This is a genomic window from Achromobacter pestifer (assembly GCF_902859625.1).
GTDB lineage: Bacteria > Pseudomonadota > Gammaproteobacteria > Burkholderiales > Burkholderiaceae_B > Achromobacter > Achromobacter pestifer.
Genome location: NZ_CADIJX010000005.1, coordinates 381,172 through 401,736 on the forward strand (window position 1 = coordinate 381,172; position 20,565 = coordinate 401,736).

A 20,565-nucleotide genomic window follows, 5' to 3' on the forward strand; every position below is an offset into this window, starting at 1 on the left:
GCTTTTGGTTTTATAGCCTGTTGCCGCAGCGAGTGGGCCGCGGGTCACGGCCGGGTATGGCGGGCAAGTTGAATAACATTGTTATTAATAAAAATCATCGATATGATCTATCGCACCTCATCGCCTTTTGCGCCCCCATGCCCTCCTCCACTGCCCGCACCGACCGCAATGAACGCCTGAGCGCGCTACGCCGCCAGATGATTCTGGACGCCGCCCAGCGCGTGTTTGAACGGGATGGACTGGAAAAGACCACGATTCGCGCGATTGCCAAGGAGGCCGGCTGCACCACCGGCGCCATCTATCCATGGTTCGCCGGCAAAGAGACCATCTATGGCGCACTGCTGGATGAATCGCTGCAACGGTTGCATGCGCACCTGGCCGACGCGGCAGGTACCGGCAACGCGGCCGCGGCCGCACGCGGGGCCATTCGCGTTTTCTTCGGGTACTACGCCGAACGGCGAACCGATTTTTCGCTGGGCATGTATCTCTTCCAGGGACTGGGGCCGCGCGGCCTGGGGCGTGAAATGGACGAGAAGCTCAATGCCCGCCTGCGGCAATGCGTGGATCTGCTGGGTGAGGCCCTTGCGCGCACCAAAGGCTGGGACGCCGCGACCGTGGCGATTGAACAGATGAATCTCTTCACTTACCTGATGGGTCTGCTGCTGCTGCTGCACACCCACCGACTGAAGTCCCTGGGCCAGCACGCCGACGCGCTGCTGGACAACTACTGCCTCGCCCTGGAGCAACGATGACCTCAACCGTTCTGGCCGCTGACGCCGACGCCCCGCTGATCAGCCTGGCCGACTTCCATATCCTGCTGGCCGACCAGCATCCGTTTTCGCTGCTGCTGGGGATCGACATCCTGCACATCGGCCATGGCACGGCGCGCGCCGTGCTGCCGGCCAGGGACGCCCATCAGCGCCTGGGCGGCATTGTCGCGGGCCCGATGCTGATGGGGCTGGCGGACCTGGCCATGTATGCCGCCGTGGTGGGGGCAACCGGCCAGACGCATGCCGTCACGGCCAGCCTGACCATCAATTTCCTGCGTAAAAGCCCCGCTGGCGCGATTTACGCCGACGCCCGCCTGCTGAAAGTGGGCCGCCTGTCCGCGGGCGAAGTGATCCTGACCGGCGAGGGCTCGGACGAACCGCTGGCCCATATCGTGAGCACGTGGTCCGTGCCCAAGCCATGAGCCAGCGCATCAGCATCGTGGGGTTGGGGGCCACCGGCACCATGGCCGCCCGGCGCTTGCTTGACGCCGAACCGGACTTGGCGCTGACCGTCTATGACATCGATCCCGAGCGTTGCGAGGACTTCAGGGGGTCCGCCACGCTGGCCACATCGGCCAACGAGGCCCTGGCGGAATCGGACACCATCGTGTTGGCCTTGCCGTGCGAACGCGAGATCGACCGCACGCTGGAACGTTTCAGCGATGGCGAAGTGACGGCAGCCATCGCCGGCAAGCTGATCCTGGACCTGGCGCCTCCCCCGGGCGAACGGGCACGCCGCCTGCAACTGGCGATTGCCAGCGCGGGTGGTCGCTATAGCAGCGTTCCTGCGCTGAGGGCCGAAGACGGCAACAGCGCAGGCACGCACTTACTGCGGATCTTGCTCTGCCCGGCCTGACGTGCAATAGCGGTCGGCCACCGCGGCGCAAACCAACAGCCAGGCCAGGCTGACGGCAAAACCTGCCGCGACATCGCTGGCGAAATGCACCTGTAGCAGGATGCGGCTGAGCCCGATTGCCATGACCAACGCCGCAGCGAGCGCGATAGCGGGCCATCGCCAGGCAGGTGGCGCCAACCGCCACACCAGATAGCAGGCCGTGCCATACACGGCCATCGCGGCCGAAGCATGACCGCTGGGAAAACTCCACCCCGCTACCGCCGCGTAACCATGATCGTGTTCCGGCCGCACGCGCTCAAAAGTGTGCTTGAGCAGCCAGTTGAGTGCCCCGCCCAGGCCGGTGGTCATGGCGCAGAACGCCGCAAGCCGCCACCATCCCGTCCAGAGTAGATAGAGCGTCATCAGTACGCTCAGCACGGTCAGGAAGTTGCGGTCGCCCAGATAGGTGAACCAGGACAGCGCCCAGAGCAACGATGAATCCATCGTCATGCTGAGGGCATCCGCCAGCGCGCCGTCAAAGGCGACGATGCCGCCATGCCGCCGCACGGCTGCCGCCAGCCCCAGGAACAGCAACAACAAGATCGCCACCCCTGACGCGAAGATCGCCTTGCGTGCCCGTCGCGAGCAATCGGCGTAAGCGCGCACGGCAAAAAATGCCGCCGCCCCCGTCAGCAGAGGCAATGCGATGAATATTTCCAAGGCATAGGTCGATACCCACGCCGCCCCGATATCGATCATGGAAGCGTCACCAACGTGTTGTCGACCGGCGCAAACGTGTGGGTACCCTCTGCGTAATCCCATCGTTCGACGTGGCAGGCTGGCTGGCCCCCCGCGCCCTCGTGCGTGATGACATTCACCGAATTGGGCACGCTGCCCCGGACCCGGTGGGAACACGTGGTACCCGCCTGGACGATCCAACCCGCCGACTGCCCTGCCGCGGTCAACGGCAACACATAGGGAAGATGGATATGGCCGCCCAGGATCAGATCGACCCCCGCCTGAGCCCACGCCGCCAACGCGCGCTCGCGTCCGATCAGCAGATTGGACAGATCGGACTCCACCTTGGCGCGCACCGGATGATGCGCCACCACGATCCGCAACTGCCCCGGACGAGCCTGGCGCAAGCGCTGCGCCACACGGGCGATTTGCGTGTCGGAGATTTCACCGTCCTTGCGACGGCGGGGCCGCGTGGTGTTCACACCAATGGCCAACAGGCCTGCCGTCTCGAACACCGGCTCCAGCACCGCGCCCAGTGCGCGCTTGTAATTGCCATAAGGATTCAGCGCGCGCGCGAACACATTGAACAGCGGGATGTCATGGTTGCCCGGCACCGCCAATACCGGCAACGACAGGCGCTCGATGAATTTGCGGGCGGCGGCGAACTGTCCGCGCCGTGCGCGTTGCGTGATGTCGCCACTGAGTACGACCAGGTCCGGATTCAGCGAGCGGGCCAGGTCCAGCGCGGCCTCGACCACGGGTTTGCGCTCGGTGCCGAAATGCGTGTCGGAGAATTGCAGAATGCGGGTCATGAACGGTCCAGGTATTGCGAGTCCGCCGGGACCACCAGCGGCAGTCTTTCGTCGGCCACCTTGAATTCCAGGGGCGTGTTCATCCAGGAGATTTCGCCATCCATCGCCACCTTGACGCGGCTGCGCCCCCGGATATGTACCGTCAGCCGGTCAAACGCGAAGTTGATCACGTGCTCGGCGTCGCCCAAGCGGCTGAACAGGCCGCGCAGCAGCAGGCCATACAGCGCCAGCGTACCGACCGGACGCGCCGCCATGGCCACCAGGCGATTGCGGTCCAGCTCCTGGGACTCGATGCCGATGTGCTCCAGTTGCAGCTTGTTGTTGCCGACCACCAGCGTGGGCGAACGCAGATCGCGGGCCTTTCCTTCATATTCCAGTTGCAGCCTGAGTTGGCGCGGCGCGCGCAGCAACGTGACGATGCCCGACCATAACGCCACGAGGCGGCTGCGGCCGAAGCGTTGCTTATAGGCTTCACGGTCTTCCAGCAGCGTGGGGTACAGGCCCAGGCTGGCGTTCACCAGGAACAGCCGGCCATTGAGCTGCCCGACCTGCACGGGGCGCAAGTGGCCTTGCAGGAAGCCGCGCAAGGCGACCTCGGTGTCCTGCGAGATACCGTAGCTGCGTCCGAAGTAATTGAATGTGCCCTGGGGCAGGATGCCGAAGGGCACGCCCTTGCCCAGCACCGTGCTGGCCACGGCATTGAGCGTGCCGTCCCCCCCGGCAGCGATCACGGCGCCCTGCTCGTCCCGCGCCCGTTTGACGGCTGCCTGCGATATGTCGATCAGCCGCGACGGATCGTCGACCGGCATCAGCGTGTAGCGCCGGCCTGCCTCGTCGAGAATACGGCGGATGGTGTCCTGCAGGACCTGCGCGTCGCCGCGCCCCGATCCGGTGTTGAGGACGATGAAAAGCGGCTCTTGTCCCGTCAGGGAGGGCGCACCGGCTGCCGGGTGCTGCTGGGATGACGTCATGGGAGAAAGATAGCCCATGCCGGTAAATGGCCGCAAGGCGGCCTGCTGCGCTTGGCCAGAAAAGCCAAGCGCAGCAGGCCGTATCCCGAAGGATGATCAGCGGCCGATGGCGTAGGCCTGCATCAGCCGTGGCGTGGCCGCCGCATGCAGCAGCCCGTCTTCATCGCGTGAGGCCGCGGTCAGGCGGCCAACGGACCATTCCGGCACTTCTTCGATCTGATGACCGCGCTGGCGCAGGCCGTCGATGACGTCGGCTCCGAAGCTGGCTTCCACCGCCAAATGGCCGGGCTTGCGGTCGCGCGGATAAAAGGAGGTGGGGAAATGCATGGTGTGCGACATGGGCAGGTCGATGGCTTCCTGCAAGTTCAGCCCATGGTGCACATGGCGCAGGAAGAACAACAGTTGCCACTGTTCCTGCTGATCGCCGCCCGGCGTGCCGAACGCCATGTAGGGCTTGCCATCGCGCAGCGCCAGCGAAGGCGTCAACGTGGTGCGCGGACGCTTGCCCGGGGCCAGCGTGCCGGGCAGCCCCTCTTCCAGCCAGAACATCTGGGCGCGGGTGTTCAAGCCGAAACCCAGTTCCGGGATGACCGGTGAAGACTGGAACCAGCCCCCCGACGGCGTGGCCGAAATCATGTTGCCCCAACGGTCGATGACGTCCACGTGGGTGGTGTCGCCACGCTTGGCCGATGCGCGCATGTCAGCCAGCGTCGGCTCGTTGGTGGCACTGCCGGGCGCCGACACCTTGGACAGGCGCTCAAGCGTGTCCATGACGCGCGCCACCTGCGCCTCGAAACCGGGCACTTGACCGGGCAACAGATCGTGCGAGGCGTTCTCGCCGATCAGGGCGCGGCGTTCCGCGTTGTACTCGTCGGACAGCAGATGGGCCAACGGTACGTCGATAAAGGTCGGATCGCCGTAATAGGCCTCGCGGTCGGCGAACGCGAGCTTCATGGCTTCGGTGACGCGGTGGATGAACTCCACGCTGTTCGGGCCCACGCCCGCCAGGTCCATGCCCTTGAGCAACGCCAGCGTCTGAAGGAAGACGGGGCCCTGGCTCCAGGCGCCCGCCTTGGCCACGGTGTAGCCGTGATAGTCATAGGTCAGCGGCTTGTCGTAGCTGGCCGACCAGCCCGCCAAATCGTCCGCCGTGATGACGCCACGGTGGGTCGTGCCGCTTTCGTCCATGACGTCGGTGTTGCGGGCGAACTTGTCGATTTCTTCCGCAATAAAGCCACGGTAGAAGGCGTCACGGGCCGCCTCGATCTGGCGATCGCGATCGGCGCCCACGCTCTCGGCGGCTTTCAGGACGCGGGTCCAGGTGCGGGCCAAGGCCGGATTGCGGAAGAGCTTGCGCGCTTCCGGCACCTTGCCGCCCGGCACGTAGACCTGCGCGGTCGTCGGCCAGTGCGTTTCAAAGAAATCCTTCAGGCCCGCAATCGTATTGGAGATACGCGGCATCAGCGCGTGGCCGTGCTCGGCGTAGTAGATGGCCGGTTCCAGCACATCACGCACGCGCATCGTGCCATGATCGCGCAGCAGCAACATCCAGGCATCGAACGCGCCCGGGATCACGGTCGCCAGCAGGCCGTTGCCGGGGATCAGCTTCAGCCCTTCTGCGCGGTAACGCTCAAGCGTGGCGGCGGCAGGCGTGGTGCCTTGGCCGCACAGCACCTCAACCTTGCCGGTGCGCGCCGAATAGAACACGGCAGGCACTTCGCCCGCCGGGCCGACCAGATGTGGTTCAACCACTTGCAGCACGAATGCCGACGCCGCGCAGGCGTCGAAAGCGTTGCCGCCGCGTTCCAGCAGCGACATGCCGGTCGCGCTGGCCAGCCAGTGGGTCGACGTTACAACGCCGAACGTGCCAAGAATTTCCGGACGAGTCGTGAACATGTTGGAATCCTGAAAGACAATCCAAAGGAGGTGGGCTTACCGCACGCCCTTCAGGCGGATCAGGCCGTCCGGGTAAGGCACGAAGCCTTCCAGCTTCTTCTGCACGCCGAAGGTCCACGGCAGATAGAACAGGTAGACGATGGGGCGCTGGTCTTGCATGGCCGTCAATACCTGGTCGTACATGGCGCGGCGCTTGGCGGTATCCGCTTCGGCGCGGGCGTCGTTCAGCAGCTTGTCGACACCGGCGTCGCAGAACTTGCCGTCATTCAGGTTGCCTTTGCAGCTGAGGTATTGGTGAATGTTGCCACTCGGATCCACGCGGCCTGACCAGCCGCTCTGGCCCACTTCAAAATCGCCACGCGCCAGCGACGATTGCAGGGACGCGAATTCCACCGGACGCAGCGTAATGTCGAAACCCGCTTCAGCGCCCATGGCCTGCACCAGTTCAAACACCTGCTGCATGGTCGTGTTGTTGCCGAAGGTGATCTCGAACTTCACGCGGTCGAAACCGGCTTCCTTCAAGAGCGCCTGCGCCTTCTTCGGGTCACGGCCTTTGTGCTCAAAGGCCGTGTTGTAGGCAAAGCTTGCGGGCGGGAACGGCTGGTAGGCAGGTTGGAACATGCCTTCGCCGATCACCTGGTTCAGAACATCGCGGTCGATGGCCAGGTCCAGCGCCTGACGCACGCGCTTGTCTTTGGCCAGCGGGTTGTTGGCACGCGCGCCGTTGGCCAGGTTGACCGAGATCGACTGGAACCCCAGGCCCGTCACCGGCGCCAGACGCAGGTTGCTGTCGTCCTTGACGGCCTTGGCATCGCTGGGCGCCACACGCTCGATGATGTCCAGATCACCTGCGCGCAGATTATTCAGACGCACGGTGTTGTCGGGGATCGGCGTAAAAACCAGGCGGTCGAAGTGATAGTTGCTGGCGTCCCAGTATTTGGGAAATTTTTCGAGCACGATGCGGTCGTTCTGCACGCGCTCCTTGAATTGGTACGGACCCGAGCACACCGGCTTGCTGCCTGGGTCTTTGTCAAAGCTGGCAGGCGACATCATCATGCCGGCACGGTCGGACAGCTGCGACAACAGCGAGGCGTCCGGCTCCGACAGATTCAGCACGACGGTATTGGCATCCGGTGCGTCAACGCTGGCAACGGTGGCCAGTTCGCTCTTGCGGTTGCTGTCGGGCAGCGTGCGGGCGCGGTCCAGGTTGGCCTTGACGGCGGCGGCGTTGACCGGCGTGCCGTCATGGAACACGGCGTCCGTGCGCAGCTTGAACGTCAGCGATTTGTTGTCGGGGCCAACCGTCCAGGATTGCGCCAGCTGGGGCACGATCTTCAGGTCTGGCGTGATATCGACCAGTTTGTCGCACAGCGAGGCGAAAACGATGCGGCCCACGAAGGTGCGGGCGCGTGCCGGGTCCAGCACGTCCGGATCATCCTGCAAACCGATCCGCAGGGTGGACTGGGCTTGAGCCAGTCCGCCGATCAGCATTCCCGCCATGGCCATGGCGAAGCAAAGTTTACGCATGAATGTTCTCCCTTGATTCATCTTGTTGGATTCTGCGCCAGGCGCGCGGCGATTGTATAGAGCGCCGGCTGTCGAGCAGCTAAATGACATGCGCGGCGGCCGCCTCGCGGACGCGGCCCCGGGGCCGGCAGCGCTGGCCCCGTTCAGGGCAACCGGCAAGGCGCCGAAAAATCCACCGCGGCGACGACTGCGTCACGCAGGCGGGCAACCAGCGCGCGCGAGTCGTCGCGCCGGTATTGGAAAGCGTAGGGCAAGGCGGCCAACGCCGGCTCGCCATGCAAGACACGCAGGCTGCCTTCGACTTCAAGCGCTTCGGCCCAGTGGCTAGGCAGCAGCCCCACGCCGGTGCCTTCGATCAGCAGGCCGGCGATGGCGCCCCAGTTATTGCAGCAAAGACGTTCGCCGGTGGCGTCCCGGCCAGCCAACCAGTCATCAATGATGCGGGTCGTGCCAGCGCCCGCAGGCAAGGTCACCAGCGGCAAGCGCGCCAGCAACGCCGTCGTCATGCGCGTTTCCCCCTCCAGCACGGCCGGAGACGCTGCCCAGGCGAAGCGCGCTTCACCGATGGGCGTCGACGCGATGTTCACCCGCGACGAACGTCCCGCAATCACCGCGAAATCCAGTTCACCTTCCGCCACGCGCTGCTCCAGCACCTGGCCGATATCCACATAGGGTTCCAGCACCAGGTCGGGATAGGCGGCGCGCACGCCGCCGATCAATCGCGGCAGCCAGGTCAGCGCGGTCAGTTCGCCCACGCCAAAACGGCAGCGGCCACGCAGACCCGGGGTTTCAGTCATGGACGCGCGCACCTGGTCCGCCGCCGCCAGCAATTCGCGCGCCTGCGGCACCAGCCGCTGTCCGGCGTCGGTCAGCGCGGCCTTGTGGCCGCTGCGGTCGAACAGCGCCTGACCCAAGGTGTCCTCAAGCTCGGTGATGCGCTTGGACAGCGACGACACCGACAGGTGCAGGCGTTCAGCGGCCACGGCGAAGCTGGCGCAGGTGGCTGCCCAATAAAAGGCTTCGAGTTGCTTGAGGGTCATGGGCGGATTGTAGGGGGAGGCGCCGGGGGCATCTAGGCCAGACGAGGCATCAGCAAGTGCGGCGACAGGCGCAGCGTGTCGATGCCGGCGCGCAGCATGCGTTCGACGCTCGGCCAGATATCGCCCTTCAGGCGATCCGACCAGCAAATGCTGTCGAACACGCCGTCCACCAGAGAATGCAGGTAGATATTGGACAGCCGCACATCCAGCGCGGGTGGCAGGTCTTCGCGTTCGACCGCCACGCGCAGCAATTTTTCGGACGTGCGCTGCGCGTAACGTTCCCAAAGATCGCGGCGGCGCAGCAGCGGCGCATTTTCGTCGCTGCGCTCGCACTTCAGGTACAGGATTTCCAGCACGCGCTGCATCGAGCCCTCTTCCGAGTAGACCCGGATGAACTGGCGCATGGAGACATAGAGCGATTCCAGCGCCTCGCCGTCGGTCGACACCTGGGTCAACGAGGCGGCTTCGCCCAGCGCCCGGTCGCACATGGCGATGCAGACGTCGATCTTGTTCTTGTAATGGCCGTAGACGGCGCCCCGGGATACGCCCGCGTGGTCGGCGATGTCGCTCATGGTGGTGCTGGCCACCCCTTTGGACAGGAACACGTGCTCCGCCGCGTCCAGGATGCGGTCGCGGGTGCGTTGGGACTCTTCTTTCGTCTTGCGGGCCATGCAGGAAATCTCCATGAAAAGGGTTGAAGGAACACACGCCAAAACATGCCAAAAAAACGGCGGCTCACCGTTACGGGAGCCGCCATTTCCATACTGTTAAGAAGTATGCAGACAGCAGCATACTTTCCAACAAGATAATCAATCAAGCATGATGGATTAAATGATAGACTCGCCTCCCACCGGGAAAACCCGCGCATTCCCGGCCAGGCACCCCCGCTGCCCTTCCCACGGGCACAACACAACAACAATCAAAAATGATGCAAAGAGTCTCTTATAAAAAGCTCGCGTTTTTGTCCGTAGTGGTTCTTATTACTGGTTGCTCGAAGCCCACGCCGGAAGAGGAGGCCAAGGCCCCCGCCGAGATCGGCGTCATCGTCGCCCAGGCCACGCCCACCGCCGTCACCACCGACCTGCCGGGCCGGCTGGAGCCTTATCGCGAAGCCGAAGTGCGCGCCCGCGTCGCCGGCATCATCACCGAACGCCTCTATGAAGAAGGCCAGGACGTCGTTCGTGGCGCGGCGCTGTTCCAAATCGACCCGGCCCCCTTGCAGGCCGCCTATGACTCCGAGGCCGCCAACCTGGCGCGTGCCCAGGCCAGCTTGTCAGCCGCGGCCGACAAGCTGCGCCGCTACGCCGATCTGGTCAGCGACCGTGCCATCAGCGAACGCGACCACGCGGAAAGCGTGGCGGACGAACGGCAGGCGCGCGCGCAAGTCGCGCTGGCCCGCGCCAATTTGCAGAGCGCAAAACTGCGCCTGGGATACGCGCGCGTGACGTCGCCCATCGACGGCCGCGCACGGCGCGCATTGGTCACGGAAGGCGCGTTGGTAGGCGAAGGCCAGGCCACGCCGTTGACGGTGGTGCAGCAAATCGACCCCCTCTACGTGAACTTTGCCCAGCCGGCCGCCGAGGTGATGCAGTTGCAGAAGCAAATCCGCGCAGGCGCGCTGCAAGGCGTGGCGCCGGATCAGGTGCGGGTGCGCCTGCTGCTGCCCGATGGGTCCGAATACGGGCGAAGCGGCACGCTATCGTTCTCGGACCTGGCAGTGGACCCCGGCACGGACAACGTGACCATGCGGGCGCTGTTCGACAATCCGGGTCGGGAATTGCTGCCCGGGATGTACGTGCGCGTGCGGCTGGAACAGGCGATCAATCGCGACGCCTATCTGGTGCCACGCGACGCGCTCTTGCGCACGGCTGACGGCGCGCACCTGCTGGCGGCCGACGAGACCGGCGAACTGCGCAAGATTCCCGTTGCCGCCCACCGGCTGCAAGGCCCTAACTGGGTCATCACGCAGGGCCTTTCGGGTGGCGAACGCATCGTCGTGGAAAACGCCGCCCAGTTGGCTGCCGGGCAGAAGATCAAGCCGATTGAAAAACCCGCTCCGGGCGCGCAAGCCGCGGTCGAGGGCAAGAAGGGATAAACCATGGCGCGTTTCTTTATTGATCGCCCCGTCTTTGCATGGGTGATCTCGTTGTTGATCGTGCTGATCGGCGTTCTGTCGATCCGCGCGCTACCGGTCGCCCAATACCCGGACATCGCCCCGCCCGTGGTCAACATCGGCGCGAGCTACCCAGGCGCATCCGCCCAGGTGGTCGAAGAGGCTGTCACCGCCATCATCGAACGCGAGATGAACGGTGCGCCCGGCCTGATGTATACGTCGTCCACCAGCGATTCCACCGGCTGGGCCAGCATCAACCTGACCTTCAAGCAAGGCACCAATCCGGACATTGCCGCCGTCGAAGTGCAGAACCGTCTGAAGGCGGTCGAGCCGCGCCTGCCCGAGTCCGTGCGGCGCGATGGCGTGCGCGTGGAGAAGGCGGCCGACAACATCCAGCTGGTGGTGTCGTTGAAATCCGACGGACGCCTGGACGATATCCAGCTGGGCGAACTGGCCGCCTCCAACGTGTTGCAGGCGCTGCGCCGCGTGGAAGGCGTGGGCAAGGTGCAGTCCTTCGGCGCGGAGGCCGCGATGCGCATCTGGCCCGATCCCGCCAAGCTGACGGCGATGTCGCTGACCCCCGGCGACCTGGCCCGCGCCCTGCGCGACCACAATGCGCGCGTCACCATCGGCGAACTGGGCAACCAGGCCGTGCCCAAGGATGCGCCGCTGAACGCCAGCATCGTGGCGGGTGAATCCCTGCACACGCCCGAGCAGTTCGCCAACATCCCGCTGCGCACGCAGCCGGGCGGCGCTACCTTGCGCCTGAAGGACGTGGCGCGCGTGGAGCTGGGGGGCACCGACTATATGTACCTGTCCCGAGTGAACGGCATGACCGGCACCGGGCTGGGCATCAAGCTGGCGCCGGGATCGAACGCCGTGGACACCACGCGCCGCATCCGCGCCACCATGGACGAACTGGCGCAGTACTTCCCGCCCGGCGTCACCTACGATCTGCCCTACGAGACTTCCACCTTTGTCGAGATCTCGATCCAGAAGGTGCTGATGACCTTGCTGGAGGCCGTGGCCCTGGTGTTCTGCGTGATGTACCTGTTCATGCAGAACTTCCGCGCCACGCTGATCCCGACGCTGGTGGTGCCGGTGGCCTTGTTGGGCACCCTGGGCGTGATGCTGTGGCTGGGGTTTTCCATCAACGTGCTGACCATGTTCGGCATGGTGCTGGCCATCGGCATCCTGGTGGACGACACCATCGTGGTGGTCGAAAACGTGGAGCGCATCATGGCCGAGGAAGGCTTGTCGGCCCACGACGCCACCGTGCGCGCCATGCGCCAGATCAGCGGCGCCATCATGGGCATCACCGTAGTGCTGGTGTCGGTGTTCGTGCCGATGGCCTTCTTTGACGGCGCGGTCGGCAACATCTACCGCCAGTTCGCGGTGACACTCGCGGTGTCCATCGCATTTTCGGCATTCCTGGCGTTGTCACTGACGCCGGCGCTGTGCGCCAGCCTGCTGAAACCCGTGCCTGCCGGACACCACGAAAAGCGCGGATTCTTCGGCTGGTTCAACCGTGCCTTCGCACGGCTGACCGACCGCTACACGGCCCGCGTGGCGGGCGTGCTGGCCCGGCCCGTGCGTTATGGGCTGGCCTATGTGGCCGTCATTGCCGCCGTGGCGTTCCTGTTCATGCGCCTGCCCTCTTCCTTCCTGCCCGATGAAGACCAGGGCAGCTTCATGGCCATGGTCATCCTGCCCCAGGGCACGCCGCAAAGCGACACGATGGCGCTGGTGAAGGAGGTTGAACGCTACATGCTTGACCACGAACCCGTCGCATTCGTGTATTCGGTAAACGGCTTCAGCCTGTACGGCAGCGGCCCGAATTCGGCCATGTTCTTTGTGACGCTCAAGGACTGGAAAGAACGACGAGGTGCCGACCAGCATGTGGATGCGGTCGTCGAACGCATCAACGAGGCGTTTGCCGAGCGTAAGAATGCAACCGTGCTTGCACTGAATTCACCTCCGCTGCCGGACCTGGGTTCCACGTCGGGCTTCGACTTCCGCCTGCAAGACCGCGCGGGCCTGGGCTATCAAGCCCTGACCCAGGCACGCCAGCAATTGCTGGCTGCCGCGGCCGAGCACCCTGCGCTGACCGAAGTGGTCTTTGCCGGCCAGGAAGAGGCGCCGCAGCTGCAACTGAACATCGACCGCGACAAGGCGCAGGCCATGGGCGTGACGGTGGACGAAATCAATACCGCGTTGGCGGTGATGTATGGCTCGGACTATATCGGCGACTTCATGCACAACGGTCAAGTCCGGCGCGTGACCTTGCAGGCGGACGGCAAGAGCCGGGTCGACGTGGACGATGTGTCACGCCTGCATGTGCGCAACGTGCAGGGCCAGATGGTGCCTTTATCCGCGTTCACCACGTTGAAATGGACGATGGGCCCGCCGCAGCTCAGCCGGTACAACGGTTTCCCCACGTTCACGATCAACGGGTCAGCGGCCAAGGGACACAGCAGCGGCGAAGCCATGCGTGCCATGGAGGAACTGGCCGCCGACTTGCCGCGCGGCATCGGTTTCGACTGGTCGGGCCAATCGTACGAGGAACGGCTGTCCGGCAACCAGGCGGCCGCGCTGTTTGCCTTGTCGGTGCTGATCGTGTTCTTGGCGCTGGCCGCGCTGTATGAAAGCTGGTCCATTCCGCTGGCCGTGATTCTGGTGGTGCCGCTGGGCGTGATCGGCGCCGTGCTGGGCGTGACCTTGCGCGGCATGCCCAACGACATCTATTTCAAGGTGGGCCTGATCGCCACCATCGGCTTGTCGGCCAAGAACGCCATCCTGATCGTGGAAGTGGCCAAGGATCTGGTGCGCGACGGCCAGGGCATCGTGTCCGCCACGCTGGAGGCGGCACGCCTGCGCTTGCGCCCCATCGTGATGACCTCACTGGCCTTTGGCGTCGGCGTGCTGCCGTTGGCCTTGGCCACCGGCGCGGCTTCGGGCGCGCAGGCGGCGATCGGCACCGGCGTGTTGGGCGGCATCGTCACCGCGACCGTGCTGGCCATTTTCCTGGTGCCGCTGTTTTTCCTGATCGTGGGCCGCCTGTTTGGCGGGCGAGCCCGCCCCGCGCGTCAGACAGACCGCGACCCTGTGGAGACCACGCCATGAAAACCATGGCCATGACCCTATTGACGGCGGCGCTGGCGGGTTGCTCGCTGGCCCCCGTGCATGAACGCCCCGCCGCGCCAATTCCGGCAGCCTACGACACGGCCCCGCAAACGGGACAAGCCGACATCCCGGAGGATTGGCGCGCGTATTTCAATGACCCGGCGTTGCAAGCCTGGATCGATGCGGCATTGCAGAACAACCGCAATCTGCGCGTGGCGGCGTTGCGCATCCAGGAGGCGCGCGCGCTATACGGCGTGCAGCAGGCCGACCGCTTGCCGAGCATTGACGCCCGGGGCGAATTCAACCGGGGCCGCAGCGTGGAACCCGGGCAAGCGGCTCTGCCGGTGGCAAACCGCTACCGCGCCGCCGTTGGCATCACCGCATTTGAACTGGATTTCTTCGGCCGCGTGAAAAGCCTGAGTGACGCCGCGCTGGCACGCTACCTGGCCAGCGAAGAGGCGCACCGCGCGGCCACGCTGTCGCTGGTGGCGGAAACCGCCACGGCGGTGTTCAACCAGCGCTCGCTGGCCGAACAATTGCGCCTGACCGCCAGCACGCTGGCGTTGCGTGAAGCGACGCTGAAAGTCACGCAGCGCCGCTACGACGCGGGGCTGGAAACCGCCATCGGGCTGCGCACGGCGCAGATGCTGGTGGAATCGTCCCGCGCCACACAGGCGGAACTCAGCCGGGAATACCGCCAAGCCGTGCACGCCCTGGGCCTGCTGGCAGGCGATTTCTCATTGCCGGCCGGAACGGAAGCCGTGTTGCTGGAAAGCCAGAGCCTGATGCCGCTTGCGGCCGGATTGCCGTCGACGCTGTTGGCGCGTCGCCCAGACTTGCGCCAGGCCGAGAACACGTTGCGCGCCGCCAATGCCGACATCGGCGCCGCACGGGCGGCCTTCTTCCCATCGGTGCAATTGACGACGGACATCGGCACCACCGCCGGCAGTTTTTCGGATCTGTTTGGATCTGGCACGGGAAGCTGGGTGTTCGCGCCCACGCTGACGCTGCCCATCTTCAACGCTGGCCGCAACCGCGCCAACCTGTCGCTGGCCGAAACCCGCAAGGACATCGCGGTGGCCCAGTACGAAGGCAGCATCCAGCTGGCATTCCGCGAAGTGGCCGATGCGCTCTCCGCCCGCGACACCTTGCGCACGCAGATCGATGCGCAGCGCAAGGTCCGCGACGCCGACCGCGACCGCCAGCGGTTGGCCGAGCGGCGCTACGACCGCGGCGTGGCCAGCTATCTGGAAATGCTGGAAGCCCAACGCAGCCTGTTTGAATCCGAACAGGAATACATCCGGCTGCAACAACGCCGGCTGGTCAATGCGGTGGAGCTCTACAAGGCGCTGGGCGGATGGGAACAACCCGTGCAGGACCGATCGTAAACGGCGCACCTGGGCGCCCGCGCGGCGCTCATACGTTGCCTATGCCTTGCTTTTTCCCAGCGGGGTGACGCGGTAGGCGCAGCGGCGCGCGCCCACCAGGATGTGCTCTTCCCGTTCGACCTGCACGTCCGTGCCGAGCACGGCGCGGAACAGTTCCAGCTCGCTCCGGCAAAAGCCCATACAGGCTTTGGCCGCCGAGCAGATCGGACAGTGATTTTCAATGAAGAGGTACCCCGCGCCCTCCTTGCGCAACTCGGCCATGTAGCCTTCGGACGAGCGCATCTGCACCAGGCGTTCCAGTCGGCTGCCCAGATCCTTGGCGCCCAGCATGACCTGGTGATAGCTGTTCAGCATGGCGGTCTCGCGCACCTGGATCAGCTTTTCCACGCCCTCGTCGCCAAACACTTGACGCACCGCCCCGATCATCTGCACCGTCATTTCCGCGTGCGTATCAGGGAAGCGGCCATGGCCGGCTTCCGTCAGGAACCAGATCTGCGTGGGGCGCCCACGCCCGGCGCTATGGCTTTCGGAGTCAACCAGCCCGTCCGCGTGCAGCCGCGTCATCTGTTGGCGCACGGCCTCGGCGGTCACGTCCATGGCCTTCGCGATGACCGCGATGGACTGTGGCCCGCGCGTCTTCAAGGTCATGAGCACACGATCCGCCGGTTGATGCGGCGTCCAGGTGACGGGTTGGGACAGACTGTCAGACATGGCGATAACGATACTCCGGGGTTTTTTCTATGTTGCCACGAACCGCGGGGCCATGGTCAGCCAGCGGCAGGCGCGGCAGCTTTTGCGGCCGCTTCCGTCCCCGCCTCTGGCCCGGCTTCCCAGCCCCCGCCCAGCGCCTTGTACAGCGCAATCAGGCGGGTGTAGGACTCAGTTTCAGCCACGGCCACGGCGTCCTGAGCGCGCAAAAGAGTACGCTGCGCATCCAGCACCGTCAAATACGGGGCACTGCCTTCGCGGTAACGCAACTGCGCCAGATCCGCTGCACGACTGCTATGCGCGGCGGCCTGCGCCAGATTGCCCAGGCGCTGCTGCGTCTGGCCGAATTCCGCCAGCGCAGACTCCAGCTCTTCCACGGCCCGCAACACGGTCTGTTCGTAGCGCGCCACCTCGCCTTCGGAACGAGCCACGGCCCCGCGCTTTCTTGCCAGCGCCGTCGGCAGGTGGAACGCGGGCCAGTTCACACCCGACGCCACGCTGAACGCGCGGCTGGAAGACGAACCAAAGTCAGCCCCGCGCAACGCGACGAAACCCAGGAACCCGCCCAGATCAATGCGCGGATAGAGCTCAGCCGTGGCCACGCCCACGTCGGCATTGGCCGCGGCCATGTTGCGTTCGGCCGCCAGGATGTCGGGACGGCGCGACAGCAAGGCCCCCACATCGCCGATCGGCAGCCGGGCGGTCAGCGGGGCCAACGGCTTGCCGGCGTCCAATTCCCCCAGTTCCACGGGCCGCAGTCCGGCCAGCACCGCGATGCGGTATAGCGCCAGCCGCCTGGCCGTCACTTGCACGGGCACGCTGGCCTGCACGGTTTCCAGTTCGGCCCGCGCACTGGCAAGATCGCCTTCGTCGCCACGGCCCGCCGTGACCATCGCCTGGGTCACTCGCAGGCTATCGCGCTGGCTGTCCAGATTGGCCCGCGCCACGGCCAGCCGCTGTTCGGCGCCCCGCAGTTCAAAGTAATTGCGCGCGACTTCCGCCGCCACCACGATGCGGGCCTGGGCCAAATCCGCCGCCTGGGCTTCGCTGCGCGCCGCCGCCCCTTCGGCCGTCCGCCGCAGACGGCCAAACAGGTCCAGCTCCCAGGTGGCGTCAAACCCCGCCCGGTAGCTTTGGGCCAGGTTGCGCTGCCCCGCCGCGCCCGCATTGGCTTGCGACAGGCTGCGCTCATAGCGGCCGTCCAGCGTCACGGCGGGCAACTGGTCCAGTTCTTTCTCGTCCAGCACGGCACGGGACTCGGCCAGCCGTGCCTGGGCGATGCGGATGTCGTGATTGCGTGCCAGGGCCAGCTCGATCAGGCGATCCAGTTGCGGGTCCTGCAATTGCCGCCACCAGTCGCGTTGCAACTGGTCCGTGGAAAACAGCGCCTGCTCGGGGCTGACCAACGCCACCGGCGCCGCCAGCGGTTTCTGATAGTCAGGCCCCACCGCGCAACCGGCCGTGGCCAGAGCCGCCAACAGGACGGCAAGGCCGCGCCGCAAGCGTTTGGTATGAATGGAATGAATCATGACAGTTCCTTAGTGCTGGACGGCCGCGTGGGCGTCCTCGCTCTGCGCCGCGGCCAGTTCGCGGGCGCGCGGCGTATCGTTGGCCGCGCGGTGGTCTCGCGCGAACACGGTGTAGACGGTGGGCAGCACGAACAGCGTGAATAGCGTGCCCACCAGCAGGCCCACCACAATCACCAGGCCCAAGCTGTAGCGGCTATGCGCGCCGGCCCCGGAGGCAAACAGCAGTGGGATCAATCCCATCACCATCGCCGCCGTGGTCATCAGGATGGGACGCAGGCGGATGCGGGCGGCCTGCTCCATCGCGGCGCGACGATCCAGCCCGTGGCTGACCTGCATTTCGTTGGCGAACTCCACCATCAGGATGCCGTGCTTGCTGATCAAGCCGATCAGTGTCACCAGGCCAATCTGGGTATAGATATTGACGGTGGCCATGCCCAGCGCCAGCGGTATCAAGGCGCCGCAGATCGACATCGGCACGCTGACCAGAATGATGAAGGGATCGCGCAGGCTTTCGTACTGCGCGGCCAGCACCAGATAGATCACGATGATGGCGAAGATGAAGGTGATCATCAGCGCCGATCCTTCCTGGCTGAACTGGCGCGCATCCGACTGCCAGTCATAGCTGAAGCCGGCGGGCAATTGCTGCGCCTGCCCGGTCAGGAATTGCACCGCGTCGCCCATCGTGACGCCAGGCATCGGAATGGCCTGGAACGTGGCGGCATTCAACTGGTTGAACTGCGTGAGCGAGTTCGGTTCCACGCCCATGGACACCGACACCAGATTGGACAGCGGCACCTGCGCGCCGCTGGCGCTCTTGACGTGGAATTGCGCCAGCGATTCTGGCGAGATGCGCTGTTCGCGCAGGCTCTGCGGAATCACGTCATACGACCGCCCATCCATGCCAAAGCGGTTGACGTAGTTTTCACCCACCAGCACGGCCAGCGTGTCGCCGATGGCCTTCATGGTGACACCCAGGCTGTTGGCCTTGGCGCGGTCCACCTTCAACTGCACGACCGGGTTGTTGTAGTCCAGGTCGCTGTCCACGACCATGAACAATCCGCTTTCGCGCGCGGCCTTCTTCAGGCTTTCCATGGCCTCGTAGACCACCGGGTAATCGGCTGCGCTCATCAGCACCATCTGCACAGGCAGCCCGCCGGTGGAACCCGGCAGCGAGGGCAGCTGGAACGCGAAGATATTGCTGCCTTCAACCTGGTTGGCCAGGGATTGCATGTCGGCCTGGATTTCGTCGGCCGAGCGCTTGCGGTCTTCCCAGTTTACGAAGTCCACACCGCCGATGCTGTTGGACACGCCGTCCGATCCGTTGATCAGCCAGCGTCCTCTCTGCTCCGGCAGCGTTTTCATGACGTCGTCCCACTTCTTGCCGAATTTCTCCACGTAGTCGATGTTGGCCTGCTGCGGCGATTTGATCGCCGTCAGCACGGTGGACTGGTCCTCGACCGGCGCCAGCTCGCGCTGTGCGGCGTTGTACAGGAACGGCAGGCTGATCAGCACCCCCACCGCGATCAGCCCGGTCACCCAGCGGTGATGCAACGACACGTCCAGGACCCGGCCATAGGCGTCGCCCAATCGTCCGAAGAAGCGCTCGGCGCGCTGCGCCATCCAGCCTTCCGACACCCGGCTGTTCAGCAGGAAAGAACTCATCACCGGCGATAGCGTCAGCGCGATCACACCCGACACGACCACGGCGCCCGCCAGCGTGAAGGCGAACTCCTTGAAGAGCGACCCCGTCAGCCCGCCCATCAGGCCGATGGGCGCATAGACGGCCGCCAGCGTGATCGTCATGGCGATGACTGGCCCCGCGACTTCCCGCGCGCCGATCAGCGCGGCCCGCACGGGCGACTTGCCTTCTTCGATATGCCGGTGCACGTTTTCGACCACCACGATGGCGTCGTCCACCACCAGGCCGATGGCCAGCACCATGGCCAGCAGGGTCAGCAGGTTCACGCTGAATCCGAACAGCGCCATGATGGCCGCCCCGCCCAGCATGGAAAGCGGAATGGTGACGACCGGGATCAGCACGGCGCGCAACGACCCCAGGCAGAGGAAGATCACGACCACCACAATGGCGATGGCCTCGAGCAAGGTGTGCATCACGCCGTCGATGGATGCGCTGATGAAACGGGCCAGCTCGAACGGCACCTGCACGCTGGTGCCCGGCGGCAGGTTCTGCTTGATGTTCGGCAGCAGCTCGTTCAGACGCTTGACGATGACCAGAGGGTTGCCGACCGGCGTGGCGTTCAGGCCGAAATACACGGCCGGCTCGCCGTCCATCAAACCGCTGGAATCCGTGGATGCCGCGCCCAGTTCGACGGTCGCCACATCGCCCAGCCGAACGATGGCGTCGCCATCCTGCTTGATCACCATGTCGCGGAATTCCGCCACGTTCACAAGATCGGTGTTGACCTGGATGTTGGACACCACATACAGCCCCTTGGCCTGCCCTGGCGCGGCCTGCACGTTGTTGTCGCGCAGCGCCTGGGCGAGTTCGCCCGCCGAGATGCCGCGCGCGGCCATCCGGTTGGGGTCCAGCCACACGCGCATGGCCAGTTTCTGGCCGCCATAGAGCTCGACGCTTGCCACGCCGTCGATCGAGGACAGCTGGGGCTGCACGACCCGCGACAGATAATCGGTCAGCGACGCCAGCGACAGGGTCGTGCTGGAAAAGCCCACGTAGGCCACGGCAGTCGCCTCGCCCGCGGACTTGACCAACACGGGGTCGTACACGTCTTCGGGCAAGCGATATTTGACTTCGTTCACCTTGGCCATGACCTCGGTCATGGCCTTGTTGGAATCCGCATTCAGCTTCATCCGCACCGTGATCACGCTACGGCCCTGGGTGGAAGAGGAAGATAGATAGTCGATGCCTTCCACCGTGGCGACCGATTGCGCGATCGGCTGCGTCACGAAGCCCTGCATCAGGTCAGGCGATGCGCCGGGATACTGGGTGGTGATGGTGATGGTGGTGCTTTCGGTCAGCGGATACTGCCGCACGGGCAGGCCGCTGAGCGCCTTGATGCCCAACAGCAGAATCAGCGTGCTGACCACCAGGGCCAGTACAGGCCTGCGGACAAACAGGTCGGTGAATTTCATGATT

Annotated in this window: 16 protein-coding genes; 6 read left to right on the forward strand and 10 right to left on the reverse strand. The window is 65.1% G+C overall.

Annotated elements, in window-relative coordinates:
- Window positions 1–137: 137 nt before the first annotated feature.
- The 3 genes from HV753_RS20910 to HV753_RS20920 are packed head-to-tail and all read left to right on the forward strand — an operon-like array spanning window position 138 to window position 1,626.
- Window positions 138–752: a TetR/AcrR family transcriptional regulator gene (locus HV753_RS20910; protein WP_175176501.1), complete on the forward strand. Its 615-nt coding sequence runs from the start codon at window positions 138–140 to the stop codon at window positions 750–752.
- Window positions 749–1,192, forward strand: a complete 444-nt coding sequence (locus HV753_RS20915; protein WP_175176502.1) for a PaaI family thioesterase — start codon at window positions 749–751, stop codon at window positions 1,190–1,192. Before HV753_RS20910 ends, HV753_RS20915 begins: the two co-directional genes overlap by 4 nt.
- On the forward strand, window positions 1,189–1,626 hold the full coding sequence (locus tag HV753_RS20920; protein WP_175176503.1) for an NAD(P)-binding domain-containing protein: 438 nt from the start codon (window positions 1,189–1,191) through the stop codon (window positions 1,624–1,626). The genes HV753_RS20915 and HV753_RS20920 overlap by 4 nt, the downstream gene beginning before the upstream one ends.
- Here the strand turns inward: HV753_RS20920 and HV753_RS20925 are convergent.
- From HV753_RS20925 to axyZ, 7 genes are all read right to left on the reverse strand, one after another.
- On the reverse strand, window positions 1,597–2,364 hold the full coding sequence (locus tag HV753_RS20925) for a phosphatase PAP2 family protein (protein WP_175176504.1): 768 nt from the start codon (window positions 2,362–2,364) through the stop codon (window positions 1,597–1,599). The genes HV753_RS20920 and HV753_RS20925 overlap by 30 nt on opposite strands.
- Window positions 2,361–3,155, reverse strand: a complete 795-nt coding sequence (locus tag HV753_RS20930) for a metallophosphoesterase family protein (RefSeq protein WP_175176505.1) — start codon at window positions 3,153–3,155, stop codon at window positions 2,361–2,363. Before HV753_RS20930 ends, HV753_RS20925 begins: the two co-directional genes overlap by 4 nt.
- Entirely contained in the window at window positions 3,152–4,126 is a 975-nt protein-coding gene (locus HV753_RS20935; RefSeq protein ID WP_175176506.1) for a diacylglycerol/lipid kinase family protein, read from the reverse strand. Before HV753_RS20935 ends, HV753_RS20930 begins: the two co-directional genes overlap by 4 nt.
- 96 nt (window positions 4,127–4,222) lie before the next feature.
- Window positions 4,223–6,022 (reverse strand): gamma-glutamyltransferase family protein, encoded by a 1,800-nt coding sequence (locus tag HV753_RS20940; protein WP_175176507.1) that lies wholly within the window; start codon window positions 6,020–6,022, stop codon window positions 4,223–4,225.
- A 36-nt stretch (window positions 6,023–6,058) separates the two neighbouring features.
- The gene (locus HV753_RS20945; RefSeq protein ID WP_175176508.1) at window positions 6,059–7,549 is read right to left on the reverse strand and encodes an ABC transporter substrate-binding protein; all 1,491 of its coding nucleotides are present in this window, start codon (window positions 7,547–7,549) and stop codon (window positions 6,059–6,061) included.
- 143 nt (window positions 7,550–7,692) lie between these two features.
- Entirely contained in the window at window positions 7,693–8,589 is an 897-nt protein-coding gene (locus tag HV753_RS20950; RefSeq protein WP_175176509.1) for a LysR family transcriptional regulator, read from the reverse strand.
- A 32-nt stretch (window positions 8,590–8,621) separates the two neighbouring features.
- Entirely contained in the window at window positions 8,622–9,260 is a 639-nt protein-coding gene (gene axyZ / locus HV753_RS20955; protein WP_175176510.1) for a multidrug efflux transcriptional repressor AxyZ, read from the reverse strand.
- Between the two features lie 254 nt (window positions 9,261–9,514).
- On the opposite strand from axyZ, the gene HV753_RS20960 reads away from it, so the two are divergent.
- From HV753_RS20960 to oprZ, 3 genes are read left to right on the forward strand one after another with little or no spacing between them, the layout of a single operon-like run.
- The gene (locus HV753_RS20960) at window positions 9,515–10,684 is read left to right on the forward strand and encodes a MexX/AxyX family multidrug efflux RND transporter periplasmic adaptor subunit (RefSeq protein WP_175176511.1); all 1,170 of its coding nucleotides are present in this window, start codon (window positions 9,515–9,517) and stop codon (window positions 10,682–10,684) included.
- A gap of 3 nt (window positions 10,685–10,687) precedes the next feature.
- Window positions 10,688–13,825: a multidrug efflux RND transporter permease subunit gene (locus tag HV753_RS20965; protein ID WP_175176512.1), complete on the forward strand. Its 3,138-nt coding sequence runs from the start codon at window positions 10,688–10,690 to the stop codon at window positions 13,823–13,825.
- A complete protein-coding gene (gene oprZ, locus HV753_RS20970) occupies window positions 13,822–15,213 on the forward strand; it encodes a multidrug efflux RND transporter outer membrane subunit OprZ (protein WP_175176513.1) in 1,392 nt (463 codons plus the stop codon). The genes HV753_RS20965 and oprZ overlap by 4 nt, the downstream gene beginning before the upstream one ends.
- A 39-nt stretch (window positions 15,214–15,252) precedes the next feature.
- On the opposite strand, the gene HV753_RS20975 is transcribed toward oprZ, so the two are convergent.
- Genes HV753_RS20975 through HV753_RS20985 form a run of 3 tightly spaced genes read right to left on the reverse strand, consistent with a single transcriptional unit; the run spans window position 15,253 to window position 20,561 of the window.
- The gene (locus HV753_RS20975) at window positions 15,253–15,924 is read right to left on the reverse strand and encodes a helix-turn-helix transcriptional regulator (protein ID WP_175176514.1); all 672 of its coding nucleotides are present in this window, start codon (window positions 15,922–15,924) and stop codon (window positions 15,253–15,255) included.
- Between the two features lie 56 nt (window positions 15,925–15,980).
- Window positions 15,981–17,450 carry an efflux transporter outer membrane subunit gene (locus HV753_RS20980; protein ID WP_175176515.1) on the reverse strand — a complete coding sequence of 490 codons (1,470 nt, stop codon included), beginning with the start codon at window positions 17,448–17,450 and terminating at the stop codon, window positions 15,981–15,983.
- A gap of 9 nt (window positions 17,451–17,459) precedes the next feature.
- Window positions 17,460–20,561, reverse strand: a complete 3,102-nt coding sequence (locus HV753_RS20985; protein WP_175176516.1) for a MexW/MexI family multidrug efflux RND transporter permease subunit — start codon at window positions 20,559–20,561, stop codon at window positions 17,460–17,462.
- Window positions 20,562–20,565 lie beyond the last annotated feature (4 nt).